Below are 13,971 nucleotides of genomic sequence, written 5' to 3' on the forward strand. Positions count from 1 at the left end.
GCGCACAGGATACCAAAAACGGCAGCCCTGAGGCTGCCGTTGGCACGATGAGACTGAGCTCATCTGCTGCTGCGCCAGACATGACGCAGCCGTCTTGCAATCACTCGACCGTGACGCTCTTGGCCAGGTTGCGCGGCTGATCGACATCGGTGCCCTTGAGCACGGCGACATGGTAGGACAGCAGCTGCAGCGGCAGAGTGTAGAGAATCGGTGCCAGCACTTCGCTGACATGTGGCATGCGCAGCACGCGCACGCCTTCGCTCTCTTCGAGACTGATGTTCTCGTCAGCGAAGACGAACAACTCCCCGCCACGTGCACGCACTTCCTGCAGGTTCGACTTGAGCTTCTCGAGCAGCTCGTCGTTGGGTGCCACCGCGACCACCGGCATGTCGGCATCCACCAGCGCCAACGGGCCGTGCTTCAGCTCGCCCGCCGGATAGGCCTCGGCGTGGATATAGGAGATTTCCTTGAGCTTGAGCGCGCCTTCCAGCGCGATGGGGAACTGGGTGCCACGCCCGAGGAACAGCGCGTTGTGCTTGTCGGCGAAGGCCTCTGAGAGACGCTCGATCTCGCTGTCCATGGCCAGCGCCTTGGTGACCAGTGATGGCAGCTGACGCAGCTCACGCACCACCTCGGCTTCCCCGGCCTCATCGCCACCCCGCACGCGACGCAGCGACAGCGTCAGCAGCATCAGGCCGACCAGCTGGGTGGTGAAGGCCTTGGTGGAGGCGACGCCGATTTCCGGTCCGGCCATGGTCATCAGGCTGAGGTCCGATTCACGCACCAGCGAGCTGCCCGGGACGTTGCAGATCGCCAGACTGCCGAGGAAGCCGCCCAGCGACTGGGCATAGCGCAGTGCGGACAGCGTGTCGGCGGTCTCGCCGGACTGGGACAGGGTGACGAACAGGGTGCCATCGGCCACCACCACCGGACGGTAGCGGAACTCGGAGGCGACCTCGACCGCCGCCGGAATGCCGGCCAGACGCTCGATCCAGTAACGCGCCACCATGCCGGCGTGGTAGCTGGTACCACAGGCGACGATCTGCACCTGCTTGACCTGACGGAAGAGGTTTTCCGCCTCGCTGCCGAAGCTGCGCACCAGCACGTGATCACCGTTCAGGCGACCTTCCAGCGTGGCGGCCAGCACACGGGACTGCTCGTGGATTTCCTTGAGCATGAAGTGGCGATAGTCACCCTTGGAGGCGGCATCCTGCGCGTGCTCGAAGGTCTGGACCGGGCGCTCGTTGGCCTCGGTGATCAGACGCTCGCCCTGCTCGAAGATCTCGATCTGCTCGGCGGTCATGCGCACCAGATCGCCTTCCTTGAGATAGATGAAGCGATCGGTGACCTGCAGCAGCGCCAGCTGATCGGAGGCCAGGAAGTGCTCGTCGATCCCGACACCGATCACCAGCGGGCTGCCCTGACGCGCGCCGATCAGCACGTCCGGCTGGGCACGATGCACCACGCCCAGCGCGAAGGCGCCATCTAGCAGGGCGACGGCCTTCTGGACGGCGGTCAGCAGGTCCTGGCTCAGGGTGTATTCACGCGCCAGCAGGTGGGCGACCACCTCGGTGTCGGTCTCGGAGGTGAAGACATACCCCTGACCTTGCAGCTCGCGCTTGAGCGTCTCGTAATTCTCGATGATGCCGTTGTGGACCACGGCCAGGCTGTCACCGGACTGGTGCGGGTGAGCATTGGCTTCACTCGGCGCCCCATGCGTGGCCCAGCGAGTGTGAGCGATACCCACGCGTCCCTTGAGCGGTGATTCTTCGAGACGCTCCTGCAACGCCGCGACCTTGCCCAGCGCACGCACGCGATTCAAGCGGCCCTCTTCGGACAGCACGGCCATGCCGGCACTGTCATAGCCACGGTATTCGAGGCGGTGCAGACCCTCGAGCAGGATGTTCTGGACGTTACGACTGGCGACGGCGCCTACGATGCCACACATGAGCAATCTCCTTATGCTGTTGCTGGCGCCACGAGCGGGGCGATCAACACCTCGACTCCATGAGCGCGAATCTGGTCACGCGCAGCATCAGGCAACGCGTCATCGGTTATCAGGGTACTGATGCTGGACCAGGCCAGCTCCAGGTTGGGAATGCGACGGCCCAGCTTGTGGGATTCCGCCATCACCACGACTTCTCGCGACACCTCGGCCATCACGCGTGACAGGCCGATCAGCTCATTGAAGGTGGTAGTGCCACGTTCGAGGTCCAGACCATCCGCGCCGAGGAAGACCTGGTCGAAGTCGTAACTGCGCAGCACCTGCTCCGCCACCTGTCCCTGGAAGGAATCGGAGTGCGGATCCCAGGTACCACCGGTCATCAGCAATACCGGCTCGTTTTCCAGCTCGCGAATGGCATTGGCCACGCTCAGCGAGTTGGTCATCACGATCAGGTCATCACGCCCCTTGAGCTCGGGGATCAGCACCACCGTGGTGGTACCGCTGTCGATGATGATGCGCTGATGGGCGCCGATACGGCTGGCTGCCAGGCGGGCGATGGCCTGCTTGGCGGCACTGACCGGTTCGTCATGCACCAGCAGTTCACGCGGCATGGCCACGGCGCCGCCGTAGCGCCTGAGCAGCAGGCCGCTCTTCTCGAGAAAGGCCAGATCCTTGCGGATGGTGACCTCGGAAGTGGCGAGTTCCCGCGCCAGTGCCTCGACACTGACTTCACCGTCACGTCCCAGTTGTTCGAGGATCTGGTGACGCCGTTGTGGTGTCAGACGCTTGGACATCAGGGCCCCCTATAAAGTTTCGAAACGAAAGATAAGTGAGGCATAACGAAACATCAAGTGAAAGACGAGACAGGATGAGACGATTCATTCCTGCACGCCGTTCCACAGAGCTGACCGCGATGACAAAACGGGGAGACACCTGTCGGTGCCTCCCCGTTTCTGATGCCCACCTTCACTCACCAGCAAGCATCGCGACTGAAGATGCCGTTCACTTCTTGGTCGGACGCGGCCATTCCGGCTTGTCGATACGCTTGCCACGCGCCACGCTCAACGCACCTTCGGCGACATCGCGGCTCAGGGTCGAGCCAGCGCCCACGGTGGCACCCGCACCGATCTTGAGCGGCGCCACCAGCGCGGAGTTGGAGCCGATGAAGGCATTGTCGCCAATTTCGGTTCGGAACTTGTTGGCACCGTCATAATTGCAGGTGATGGTGCCGGCACCGACGTTGACTGCCTCACCGAGGGTGGCATCACCGACATAGCTCAGGTGATTGATCTTGGCGTTCACGCCCACCTGGGCATTCTTGGTCTCGACGAAGTTGCCGATGCGCGCGCCGCGCGCCAGTTCGGTTCCAGGACGCAGACGGGCGAAGGGCCCGATATTGTTGTCACCTTCCAATACCGCACCATCGATGACGCTATGCGGCGCGATGTTGGCGCCGGCACCGATGGTGGCATTGCGGATCACGCAGTGGGCGCCGATGACCACGTCATCTCCGAGACTCACTTCGCCCTCGAAGACACAACCGACGTCGATGCTGATATCGGTACCGATGGACAGCTTGCCGCGCACGTCGATGCGCGCCGGGTCCGCCAGGCTGGCACCTTCGGTCATCAGGCGGTTGGCCTCACGACGCTGGAAGGCGCGCTCGAGATCGGCCAGCTGCAGACGATTGTTGACGCCCTGCACTTCCTCGACCGCCGCCGGCTGGGCGGTGGCGATGTTGACACCTTCGCTGGCCGCCATGGCGATGATGTCGGTCAGGTAGTACTCGCCCTGGGCGTTGTCGGCGGACAGCGCCGGCAGCCAGCGCTTGAGCTGGGCACCGGTGGTGGCGAGGATACCGGTGTTGCCTTCCTGGATGGCCAGCTGCTCCGGCGTGGCATCCTTGTGCTCGACGATGGCGCTGACGCGACCTTCGCTATCGCGCACGATACGGCCATAGCCTGTCGGGTCTTCCAGAATCACCGTCAGCAGGCCCAGAGTCTGCTCACTGACTTCGGCCAGCAGCGCCTCGAGGGTCTCGCGACGAATCAGCGGCACATCGCCATACAGGATCAGCACCTTGCCATCGCCGATGGCTTCCAGTGACTGGGCCACGGCGTGACCGGTGCCCTTCTGCTCTGCCTGAACGGCAAAGCTCGCGCCGGTGTCGGCCAGCTGCTGCTGCACACGCTCACCACCATGACCGATGACGACATTCAGATGCGCACCGTCCAGGCCTGCAGCGGTGTCAGCCACATGACGCACCATCGCCTTGCCTGCCAACGGGTGCAGCACCTTCGGCAATTTGGAACGCATGCGGGTGCCCTGGCCTGCGGCAAGAATGACGACGTCGGTACGCTCTGCACTGCTCATCGGTGAACTCCTGTAGAAAGCGGGTCTTCATACCTGAAGCCCCTGAAAATAATGGCGCCATCATAGCAGCTGAACCCTGAGCTGCCAGTGACGAGGTTTACCCACGGCCCTGTCGCCGAGAACAGACCCGCGAAAGCATCAGTCGCCCGCAAGACACCTGAGCCATCTCTCCGATGGGCTCGGCACCCTTCCTGATGAGCCCGGTCAGTCCCCGGCGTCACAGGAACGACCTTCGATGGCTAGAGGCATCAGTCCTCTCGGGCATAAAAAAAGGCGACCCGAAGGTCGCCTCTTTCCTGTCACTGGCCGTCATGGCCCAGTGCATCTCAGCGCGTGTGACGACGCATCTGCTGCACGGTGCGCAGCTTGGCCATCGCCTCGGCCAGTTCGGCCGTGGCGCGTGAGTATTCCAGTTCGGAAGCCTGATCGTTCATGGCCTTCAAGGCCACTTCCTTGGCTTCCTGGGCTGCCGCCTCATCCAGATCGTCGGCACGTACTGCGGTGTCGGCGAGGACTGAAACGAGGTTCGGCTGCACTTCGAGGAATCCACCACTGACGTAGTAGATTTCCTCGGCCCCACCCTGACGCTGAACGCGAATCGGGCCGGGTTGCAGCTCGGTCAGCAGCGGTGCGTGACCCGGCATGATGCCGAGGTCACCTTCGCTGCCGGCAGCCACGAGACGCTCGACCAGGCCGGAAAAGATGCCTTTCTCAGCGCTGACGATGTCGCAATGGACGCTCATAGCCATACCTGTTTCCTCATGCCTGAACAGGGAAATTACATGCCCTTGGCTTTCTCGACAGCTTCGTCGATGGTGCCGACCATGTAGAACGCCTGCTCCGGCAGTGCGTCATATTCGCCGTCCAGGATACCCTGGAAGCCGCGGATGGTGTCCTTGAGGGACACGTACTTGCCCGGCGCGCCGGTGAAGATTTCCGCCACGAAGAACGGCTGTGACAGGAAGCGCTGGATCTTGCGCGCACGTGCCACGGTCTGCTTGTCTTCGTCAGACAGCTCGTCCATCCCGAGGATGGCGATGATGTCCTTCAGCTCCTTGTAGCGCTGCAACACACCCTGAACGTTACGGGCAGTGTTGTAGTGCTCCTCGCCGACGACCAGCGGGTCGAGCTGACGAGAGGTGGAGTCGAGCGGGTCAACGGCCGGATAGATACCCAGCTCGGCAATCTGACGAGACAGTACGACAGTCGCGTCAAGGTGCGAGAAGGTGGTCGCCGGAGACGGGTCGGTCAAGTCATCCGCGGGGACGTAGACGGCCTGCACGGAAGTGATCGAGCCGGTCTTGGTAGAAGTGATGCGCTCCTGCAGGACGCCCATCTCTTCCGCCAGTGTCGGCTGATAACCCACCGCGGACGGCATACGACCCAGCAGTGCGGACACTTCCGTCCCTGCCAGGGTGTAACGATAGATGTTGTCGACGAACAGCAGAACGTCACGACCTTCGTCACGGAACTTCTCGGCGATGGTCAGGCCGGTCAGTGCCACGCGCAGACGGTTGCCGGGCGGCTCGTTCATCTGACCGTAGACCAGGGCAACCTTGTCGAGAACGTTGGATTCCTTCATTTCGTGGAAGAAATCGTTACCTTCACGAGTACGCTCACCCACGCCCGCGAACACGGAGTAACCGCTGTGCTCGGTGGCGATGTTACGGATCAGCTCCATCATGTTGACGGTCTTGCCGACACCGGCGCCGCCGAACAGGCCGACCTTGCCGCCCTTGGCGAACGGGCAGACCAGGTCGATGACCTTGATGCCGGTTTCCAGCAGCTCGTTTGATGCTGCCTGTTCCGCGAAGCTCGGGGCTGCACGGTGGATCGGCATGTGCTCATCCGCACCCACGTCACCCGCTTCATCGATCGGCTGACCCAGCACGTTCATGATGCGACCCAGAGTCGCCGTGCCGACCGGCACGGAGATCGGAGCACCAGTGCTCTCAACTGCGAGACTGCGCTTGAGGCCTTCGGTCGAACCCATTGCGATAGTACGGACCACGCCGTCGCCCAGCTGCTGCTGGACTTCGAGTACGGTCTCGCTATCGGCGACGTTCAGGGCGTCGTAGACCTTGGGCACTGCGTCCCGCGGAAACTCGACGTCAATCACCGCGCCGATGATTTGTACGATACGTCCGCTCATTCCTGGTTCCTCTTAAACCTGCGATTGAAACCTGCTTGCCTGTTGCCACGCTGTCATCAGACGGCGGCGGCACCGGATACGATCTCGGAGATTTCCTGAGTGATCGCTGCCTGGCGGGCCTTGTTGTAGACCAGCTGGAGGTCGTCGATCAGGTCGCCGGCGTTATCGGTCGCACTCTTCATTGCGATCATTCGCGCTGCCTGTTCGCAGGCGATGTTCTCGACCACGGCCTGATAGACCTGGGCCTCGACATAGCGCTTGAGCAGCTTGTCGAGCAACGAGACGGCATCCGGCTCATACAGGTAGTCCCATGTAGTGGGACCGGTTTCTTCGTCGTTCTGATCAGCTTCGAGAGGAAGCAGCTGACGCACGACCGGCTTCTGCGTCATGGTGTTGACGAACTCGTTGAACACCACGTACAGACGGTCGAGGCTGCCCTCGTCGAATGCGTCCAGCATGGCCTTGACGCTACCGATCAGATCCTGGGTACCCGGGGAATCCCCGAGACCGGACTTGGCGGCAAGCAGGTTGCCACCGTAGTTGCGGAAGAAGGTACCGGCCTTGGAGCCGAGGGCACAGAAGTCCACCTCGACACCCTGGTCGCGCCAGCTCTTCGCATGCTTGGTGACAGCCTTGAACAGATTGGCGTTCAGGCCACCACACAGGCCGCGATCACTGGAGACCACGATATAACCGACACGCTTCACATCGCGTTCCATCAGATACGGATGGCGATATTCCGGGTTGGCCCGGGCGATGTGTCCTACAACCTTGCGGATCTGATGGGCATAAGGCTGGCTGGCCGCCATGCGATCCTGCGCTTTACGCATCTTCGACGCAGCCACCATTTCCATGGCGCTGGTGATCTTTTGCGTATTTTTGATGCTCCCGATCTGGGAGCGAATCTCTTTTGCAGCTGCCATAGCGATCTGCCTTATTCATGCCACCCGAAGGGAAACGACAAGGCCCGGACTGGCCGGGCCATGTCACTTACCAGCTCTGGGTCGCCTTGAACTTCTCGACGCCAGCCTTGAGACCATTCTTGATCTCGTCATCGTAGCCGCCGGACTGATTGATCTTGTCCAGAAGATCCGCGTGCTCGGAGCGCATGTAGTCAAGCAGCGCTTTCTCGAAGCCCAGCACCTTGGCGACTTCGACGTCGTCCAGGTAGCCTTCGTTGGCCGCGAACAGCGAGATCGCCATGTCGGCCACGGACATCGGAGAGTACTGCTTCTGCTTCATGAGCTCGGTGACACGCTGACCGTGCTCGAGCTGCTTGCGGGTCGCTTCGTCCAGATCGGAGGCGAACTGCGAGAAGGCTGCCAGTTCACGGTACTGAGCCAGTGCCAGACGCACACCACCACCCAACTTCTTGATGATCTTGGTCTGGGCAGCACCACCGACACGGGAAACAGACAGACCCGCGTTGATGGACGGACGGATACCGGAGTTGAACAGGCTGGTCTCGAGGAAGATCTGACCGTCGGTGATGGAGATCACGTTGGTCGGAACGAACGCGGAGACGTCGCCACCCTGGGTCTCGATGATCGGCAGCGCGGTCAGGGAGCCGGTCTTGCCTTTCACTTCACCCTTGGTGAACTGCTCGACATAATCGGCGTTGACGCGTGCAGAACGCTCAAGCAGACGGGAGTGGAGATAGAAGACATCACCCGGGTAGGCTTCACGGCCCGGCGGACGCTTGAGCAGCAGGGAGATCTGACGATACGCCCATGCCTGCTTGGTCAGATCGTCATAGACGATCATCGCGTCTTCGCCGCGGTCGCGGAAGTACTCGCCCATGGTGCAACCGGCGTACGGTGCCAGGAACAGCATGGCAGCCGGGTCGGAGGCACCAGCCGCGACGATGATGGTGTGTTCCATCGCGCCGTGCTCTTCGAGCTTGCGCACGACGTTGGCGATGGTGGACTGCTTCTGGCCGACGGCGACGTAGACGCAGGTAATGCCCTTGCCCTTCTGATTGATGATGGCATCAATCGCGATGGCGGACTTACCGATCTGGCGGTCACCGATGATCAGCTCACGCTGACCACGGCCGATCGGCACCATGGCATCGATGGACTTCAGACCAGTCTGCACCGGCTGGTCGACCGGCTCACGGGCGATGACGCCCGGAGCGACCTTCTCGACCGCGTCAGTCAGCTTGGCGTCGATCGGGCCTTTGCCGTCAATCGGGTTACCCAGAGCATCGACCACACGGCCGACCATTTCCGGACCCACCGGCACTTCGAGAATGCGACCGGTGCACTGCGCGGTCATGCCTTCTTCGAGTTGCAGGTAGTCGCCCAGGACGACAGCGCCGACGCTATCACGCTCAAGGTTGAGCGCCATACCAAAGACGCCACCCGGGAATTCAATCATCTCACCGAACATGACGTCTGCGAGGCCGTGGATCTGCACGATGCCGTCGGAGACGCTGACGATGGTGCCCTGATTACGGGCTTCGGATGCGACGTCAAGCTTTTCGATACGCTGCTTGATGATGTCGCTGATCTCGGAAGGATTCAGTTGCTGCATGCCATGTCCCTCGGACTCAGGAGTTCAGTGCTTCGGAAAGCCGGGCCAGCTTGCCGCGCACGGAGCCGTCAATGACGGTATCTCCGGCACGGATGATGACGCCGCCGAGCAGCGTACTATCCACCTGAGTGGTAATGGAGATGTCGCGGTTCAGACGCTTGCGCAGGGCGGTGGCGAGCTTCTCTTCCTGCTCGCTTTCCAGTGCAAAGGCAGACACCAGGGTCACCTCGACACGCTGTTCCTGCTCGGCCTTCTGGGCCTCGAACAATTCGGCCACGGAGGGCAGGGCCGCGAGGCGGTCCTGCTCACCGAGAGTCCGGATGAAGTTGCGTGCGTTGTCGTCCAACGCGTCGCCGCACACGTCAATGAAGGTGTCGACCTTGTGCTCGGTAGAGAGCTTCGGGTTGTCGAGCACCGCCTTGACGGTCGCGTCGACAGCGACGTTCGCCGCTGTCGACAACATTCCGGACCAGGCCTCTAGCGCCTGCTGGCCGCGTGCAAACTCGAACGCCGCCTTGGCGTACGGGCGAGCCGCGGTGGAGGTAGACGTTTCAGCCATGGAATCAGTCTCCTCAGAGCTCAGCAGCGAGTTTGTCAATCAGCTCGCGGTGCTTGGCTTCGTCGATGGAGGATTCCAGGATGCGCTCTGCACCGATCACTGCCAGAGATGCGACCTGACCACGGAGCTCGTCCTTGGCCTGGTTGATCTCCTGGGTGATCTCTGCGCGCGCCTGAGCGACCATGCGCTCGCCTTCGGCACGGGCAGCTTCACGAGCTTCCTCGATCATCTGGTTGGAACGCTTGTGCGCCTGCTCAATGATGCTTGCTGCTTCTTCCTTGCTTTCCCGCAGTGTCTCGCTGGCTTTTTCCTGCGCCAGTTCGAGGTCACGGGTAGCACGGCTGGCAGCATCCAGACCATCTGCAATCTTCTTCTGACGTTCTGCCAGAGCCTGTGTGACCGGCGGCCAGACATACTTCATGCAGAAGAAAACGAAGACCGCAAAGGCGATGGCCTGACCAATCAGGGTTAAGTTCAGATTCACGCCAGCACCTCTCGCTTCACGATTGTTGGGTCATAAACACGGTTGGCCTGTGGCCAGCCGATGTTTAACCGACAAACGGGTTGGCGAAGGTGAAGAACAGCGCGATACCGACACCGATCATGGTCACGGCATCCAGCAGACCAGCGACGATGAACATCTTGACCTGCAGCTGCGGGATCATTTCCGGCTGACGCGCGGCGCCTTCCAGGAACTTGCCACCGAGGATACCGAAACCGATGGCGGTGCCCAGGGCGCCCAGACCGATCAGCAGGGAGACGGCGATAGCGGTCATGCCAAGAACTTGTGCTTCCATTGTGGAACTCCAGTTTTAGTCAAGTTTAAGTCAAGGGTTGAGGGTGTGAGCAGAGCTCGGAAATCTTGCCCCGCGCCACGAATGGCACGGGGCGGGTACATCAGTGATCTTCGCTGGCCATGCTCAGATAGACGATGGTCAGCATCATGAAGATGAATGCCTGCAAGGTGATGACCAGGATATGGAAGACTGCCCACGGGAAGTGGAGCGGCAGCTGCCAGATACCGACCAGCGAGATCAGAATGAAGATCAACTCGCCTGCATACATGTTACCGAACAGACGCAGCGCCAGAGAGATCGGCTTGGCGATCAGCGTCACGAATTCAAGCAGGAAGTTGACCGGGATCAGCGCGATCTGTGCCAGCTTGTTCGGGGTATTGAACGGGTGCAGCGTCAGTTCGGCCACGAAGCCCTTGAGGCCCTTGACGCGAATGGAGTAGAAGATGATCAGCGCGAACACGGACAGTGACATGCCCAGTGTGGCGTTGATGTCGGTGGACGGTACCACCTTGAAGAACACGTGAGCCGGATCGGCGCCGAACATCTCGCCAACCTTGGCAGCAACGCCCGGCAGCCAGTCGACGGGGACCAGGTCCATCAGGTTCATCAGGAAGATCCAGCAGAAGATCGTCAGCGACAGCGGCGCGATCAAGCGGGAACGACCGTGGAAGGTCTCCTTGACGGACTGATCGACGAACTCGACCATCAGCTCGACGAAGTTCTGCAGACCACTCGGCACGCCGGTGGTCGCGGACTTGGCGACCTTGCGGAACAGGCACAGGAAGATCAGACCCAGCCCGATGGACCAGCCCATGGTGTCCAGATGGATGGCCCAGAAGCCCATGTCGGAGGCTTCCTGGGCACTGTGCGCCATGGACCACCCGTGTTCGGGGTGGTTACCGAACGTCAGATTCTGCAGGTGGTGCTGAATATATTCGGAGGGACTCGGGTTGGTGCCTGCCATTACTCTGCCTCAGGTTCGTGTGTACGGTGTTCGCTTCACCAGCCAGGGGCCCAGCCAGTGAACCGCCATTGCCGCCACGTAAGCGCAAAAAAATAAAGCGGGGTTTGAGGGCGGCACTGCAATGAAGAAGAATGCAAACAATACGGCCGTCAAACCGAACTTACCGGCCTCAGCCTGATAGAAGGCCTTGACCATCGCCTGGGCGTAACGTGCACCCGTCACGCGCAATGAACGCCAGGCAAAGAACAGGTTGGGCAGCAGGCAGACCAGGCCACCACACAGGGCAGACAATGCCGCGCCGCTTCCCTTGCTCACCCAGGACAGGAGTACGGCACACAGAATCACCAGCGCCTGGCCCCAGAGAAGTCGCGCGACCTGAGGGCGTCGCAAGGCAGCGGGTGTCGTCTTGTGCATCGTGAACCTGTCCATCGCAGTGATGACTCTCGCCAATCCCTGTCACTGCGCATCCTGCAGCCGGGGAGCAAACTCGCCGGATTATAGGGGAGCGCCGCATCGCCATCAACCAAACTGCCGGCTAAATTCCTTGATCTTTCGCAAGCTTACGACCAAAGCCTCACCATCTTGCGTGAAACAGATGACAGTTGGCTTACGTTGACAGTCGCTTGCGATGCAGGCGACGTAGGGTTGCGCCTATCACAACCCGCCGTCAAGACGATCTTGCCGCTCCGGTCAGAGAAACGCACTTCATGGCCCTGCGACAATGCGTCACAGGGCCACGAAAACGACCAGAGAAGCACGGAAAGGCTCAATGTCAGCCGATCACCTGCACCGAAGGCACGCCATGCCTAGTGGATATGACCGAGAATGCCATCCAGCTCATCCAGGCTGGTATAGGAGATGGTGACCTTGCCCTTGCCGCTCTTGCCATGACGGATATTGACCGCCGCCCCCAACTGCTCTGACAGCCGGGTCTCCAGGCGCTGGATGTCCGCATCTGGCCTGGGCGCGGAAGGCTTGGTCTGCTCTCCTTTCTGCACGCTTTTCACCAGCGCCTCCGTCTGGCGCACGGTCAGCTCACGCTCGACCACCTCATGAGCCAGCTTGCGCTGACGTGCAGGACTGAGCCCGATCAGGGTACGGGCATGGCCCATGTCCAGCTCACCGCGTTCCAGCAGTGTCTGCACTTCCTGGTCCAGCGTCAGCAGACGCAACAGGTTGGCCACTTGCGCACGTGAGCGACCGACGGCATCCCCGACCTGCTGCTGAGTCAGTTCGAACTCGTCGAGCAGGCGCTTGAGCGCCATGGCCTCTTCGACCGGATTGAGATTTTCGCGCTGGATGTTCTCGATCAGCGCCAGAGCCAGCGCGATCTCGTCACTGATGCCTTCCCGGATGACGGCCGGAATGGTGTCCAGTTCCGCCAGCTGAGACGCCCGCCACCGCCGTTCACCCGCGATGATCTCGTAACGTCCTTCCGCGATGGGCCGCACCACGATGGGCTGCATGACCCCCTGGGCGCGAATGGAATCCGCCAGTTCTTCCAGCGCTTCCGGCTGGATGTCACGCCGCGGCTGGTACTTGCCACGTTGCAACTGCCCCAGTGGCAGGCGCTCGAGACGCTCGCCGGACAGCACGGCTGCCTCGGCCCCGGTATCCGTCGCACCACCAGCGGCATTCCCGCCGTCGGGCGACAAGGCGTCAGTCGTGGCCGCCGGCAGGGCGCCTTCGGCATCAGATTCGGCATGGCGGCGGCGATTGCCAGCGCCGATCAGGGCATCCAGGCCCCTTCCCAGGGCACGCTTACGCGTCATGGACCTTCCTCGGTGAAGTTACAGCGAGAGACGACGAATCAATTCCTTGGCGAGCACGCGATAGGCCTGGCTGCCACGCGAAAGACGCGCGTACTTGGTGACCGGCAGACCATGGCTCGGCGCTTCGGCCACCCGCACGTTGCGTGGAATGGTGGCCTTGATCAGGGTATCGCCAAAGTAATCGGAAAGTTGCTTGCTGACATCGCGGGTCAGACTGTTGCGGGCGTCGTACATGGTGCGCACGATCCCGAACACGTCGAGGGCCGGATTCACGTTGCCCTGTATCTGCTCGACGGTATCCAGCAGCGCTGACAGGCCTTCCAGAGCATAGAACTCGCACTGAAGGGGAATCAGGACGCCATGGGCGGCGGTCAGGGCATTGACGGTCAGCATGTTGAGCGAGGGCGGGCAGTCGATCAGCACCACGTCGTATTCCGAGGCGATCGGGGCGAGTGCCTCGGCAAGACGCCGCTCGCGCCCTTCGACATCCAGCAGGTCGACTTCGGCGGCCGTGAGATCGCCATTGCCCGGCAACAGGGCATAGCCGGCATCCGGGCAGTCGAGAATCACGTCGCTGGCCCGCAGTTCACCCAGCAGCACGTCCAGCACGCTGCCTTCCAGGTCATGCTTGTCGATGCCACTGCCCATGGTGGCGTGGCCCTGGGGGTCGAGGTCGATCAGCAATACGCGGCGATCGAGCGCCGCCAGCGAAGCGGCGAGATTGACGGCTGTCGTGGTCTTGCCGACACCACCTTTCTGGTTGGTCAGCGCGATGATCTTGGTCACGAGCGACTTCCTTGGTTCCTTGAGAAGCGGGGCCTTTGGCACCAGCCGCATGCTCACGAGGGCAGATCATGGATCTGCCCCCCCAGAG

14 protein-coding genes are annotated in these 13,971 nt (G+C 61.6%); all 14 read right to left on the minus strand.

All coding sequences use genetic code 11. The annotated features are described in order from the left end of the window. Positions 1 to 100: 100 nt before the first annotated feature. On the minus strand, positions 101 to 1,948 hold the full coding sequence (gene glmS, locus QD172_RS10490; RefSeq protein WP_077379814.1) for a glutamine--fructose-6-phosphate transaminase (isomerizing): 1,848 nt from the start codon (positions 1,946 to 1,948) through the stop codon (positions 101 to 103). Positions 1,949 to 1,959: 11 nt separating this feature from the next. Continuing rightward, positions 1,960 to 2,739 carry a DeoR family transcriptional regulator gene (locus QD172_RS10495; protein ID WP_077379812.1) on the minus strand — a complete coding sequence of 260 codons (780 nt, stop codon included), beginning with the start codon at positions 2,737 to 2,739 and terminating at the stop codon, positions 1,960 to 1,962. 208 nt (positions 2,740 to 2,947) lie between these two features. Then, on the minus strand, positions 2,948 to 4,318 hold the full coding sequence (gene glmU, locus QD172_RS10500) for a bifunctional UDP-N-acetylglucosamine diphosphorylase/glucosamine-1-phosphate N-acetyltransferase GlmU (RefSeq protein ID WP_279855729.1): 1,371 nt from the start codon (positions 4,316 to 4,318) through the stop codon (positions 2,948 to 2,950). 326 nt (positions 4,319 to 4,644) lie between these two features. Beyond that, positions 4,645 to 5,067, minus strand: a complete 423-nt coding sequence (locus tag QD172_RS10505) for a F0F1 ATP synthase subunit epsilon (RefSeq protein ID WP_054556360.1) — start codon at positions 5,065 to 5,067, stop codon at positions 4,645 to 4,647. 29 nt (positions 5,068 to 5,096) lie between these two features. Further along, positions 5,097 to 6,470, minus strand: coding sequence for a F0F1 ATP synthase subunit beta (atpD, locus tag QD172_RS10510; protein ID WP_077379807.1), 1,374 nt, complete (start codon positions 6,468 to 6,470; stop codon positions 5,097 to 5,099). Between the two features lie 56 nt (positions 6,471 to 6,526). Continuing rightward, positions 6,527 to 7,393, minus strand: a complete 867-nt coding sequence (atpG, locus tag QD172_RS10515) for a F0F1 ATP synthase subunit gamma (protein ID WP_065392631.1) — start codon at positions 7,391 to 7,393, stop codon at positions 6,527 to 6,529. 67 nt (positions 7,394 to 7,460) lie between these two features. Then, on the minus strand, positions 7,461 to 9,005 hold the full coding sequence (gene atpA / locus QD172_RS10520) for a F0F1 ATP synthase subunit alpha (RefSeq protein ID WP_065392630.1): 1,545 nt from the start codon (positions 9,003 to 9,005) through the stop codon (positions 7,461 to 7,463). 16 nt (positions 9,006 to 9,021) lie between these two features. Further along, positions 9,022 to 9,564, minus strand: coding sequence for a F0F1 ATP synthase subunit delta (locus QD172_RS10525; protein WP_077379805.1), 543 nt, complete (start codon positions 9,562 to 9,564; stop codon positions 9,022 to 9,024). A gap of 13 nt (positions 9,565 to 9,577) precedes the next feature. Beyond that, positions 9,578 to 10,048, minus strand: a complete 471-nt coding sequence (locus tag QD172_RS10530) for a F0F1 ATP synthase subunit B (protein WP_065392628.1) — start codon at positions 10,046 to 10,048, stop codon at positions 9,578 to 9,580. A gap of 64 nt (positions 10,049 to 10,112) precedes the next feature. Next, complete coding sequence (gene atpE, locus QD172_RS10535) at positions 10,113 to 10,361, minus strand: F0F1 ATP synthase subunit C (RefSeq protein WP_011508579.1); 249 nt, start codon at positions 10,359 to 10,361, stop codon at positions 10,113 to 10,115. Positions 10,362 to 10,461: 100 nt separating this feature from the next. Then, positions 10,462 to 11,325 carry a F0F1 ATP synthase subunit A gene (atpB, locus tag QD172_RS10540; RefSeq protein WP_077379803.1) on the minus strand — a complete coding sequence of 288 codons (864 nt, stop codon included), beginning with the start codon at positions 11,323 to 11,325 and terminating at the stop codon, positions 10,462 to 10,464. A 9-nt stretch (positions 11,326 to 11,334) separates the two neighbouring features. Further along, complete coding sequence (locus QD172_RS10545) at positions 11,335 to 11,739, minus strand: ATP synthase subunit I (RefSeq protein ID WP_077380014.1); 405 nt, start codon at positions 11,737 to 11,739, stop codon at positions 11,335 to 11,337. A 392-nt stretch (positions 11,740 to 12,131) separates the two neighbouring features. Beyond that, on the minus strand, positions 12,132 to 13,097 hold the full coding sequence (locus tag QD172_RS10550; protein ID WP_084209564.1) for a ParB/RepB/Spo0J family partition protein: 966 nt from the start codon (positions 13,095 to 13,097) through the stop codon (positions 12,132 to 12,134). An 18-nt stretch (positions 13,098 to 13,115) separates the two neighbouring features. Next, entirely contained in the window at positions 13,116 to 13,883 is a 768-nt protein-coding gene (locus QD172_RS10555) for a ParA family protein (RefSeq protein ID WP_077379799.1), read from the minus strand. Positions 13,884 to 13,971 lie beyond the last annotated feature (88 nt).

The organism is Cobetia sp. 10Alg 146 (assembly GCF_029846385.1).
In the GTDB taxonomy this organism is placed as follows: domain Bacteria; phylum Pseudomonadota; class Gammaproteobacteria; order Pseudomonadales; family Halomonadaceae; genus Cobetia; species Cobetia marina.

What these genes read in the sequence shown, in the direction of transcription:
- glmS (WP_077379814.1), bottom strand. Translation starts at nt 1,948, where the DNA reads ATGTGTGGCATCGTAGGCGCCGTCGCCAGTCGTAACGTCCAGAACATC.
- QD172_RS10495 (WP_077379812.1), bottom strand. Translation starts at nt 2,739, where the DNA reads ATGTCCAAGCGTCTGACACCACAACGGCGTCACCAGATCCTCGAACAA.
- glmU (WP_279855729.1), bottom strand. Translation starts at nt 4,318, where the DNA reads ATGAGCAGTGCAGAGCGTACCGACGTCGTCATTCTTGCCGCAGGCCAG.
- QD172_RS10505 (WP_054556360.1), bottom strand. Translation starts at nt 5,067, where the DNA reads ATGGCTATGAGCGTCCATTGCGACATCGTCAGCGCTGAGAAAGGCATC.
- atpD (WP_077379807.1), bottom strand. Translation starts at nt 6,470, where the DNA reads ATGAGCGGACGTATCGTACAAATCATCGGCGCGGTGATTGACGTCGAG.
- atpG (WP_065392631.1), bottom strand. Translation starts at nt 7,393, where the DNA reads ATGGCAGCTGCAAAAGAGATTCGCTCCCAGATCGGGAGCATCAAAAAT.
- atpA (WP_065392630.1), bottom strand. Translation starts at nt 9,005, where the DNA reads ATGCAGCAACTGAATCCTTCCGAGATCAGCGACATCATCAAGCAGCGT.
- QD172_RS10525 (WP_077379805.1), bottom strand. Translation starts at nt 9,564, where the DNA reads ATGGCTGAAACGTCTACCTCCACCGCGGCTCGCCCGTACGCCAAGGCG.
- atpE (WP_011508579.1), bottom strand. Translation starts at nt 10,361, where the DNA reads ATGGAAGCACAAGTTCTTGGCATGACCGCTATCGCCGTCTCCCTGCTG.
- atpB (WP_077379803.1), bottom strand. Translation starts at nt 11,325, where the DNA reads ATGGCAGGCACCAACCCGAGTCCCTCCGAATATATTCAGCACCACCTG.
- QD172_RS10545 (WP_077380014.1), bottom strand. Translation starts at nt 11,739, where the DNA reads ATGCACAAGACGACACCCGCTGCCTTGCGACGCCCTCAGGTCGCGCGA.
- QD172_RS10550 (WP_084209564.1), bottom strand. Translation starts at nt 13,097, where the DNA reads ATGACGCGTAAGCGTGCCCTGGGAAGGGGCCTGGATGCCCTGATCGGC.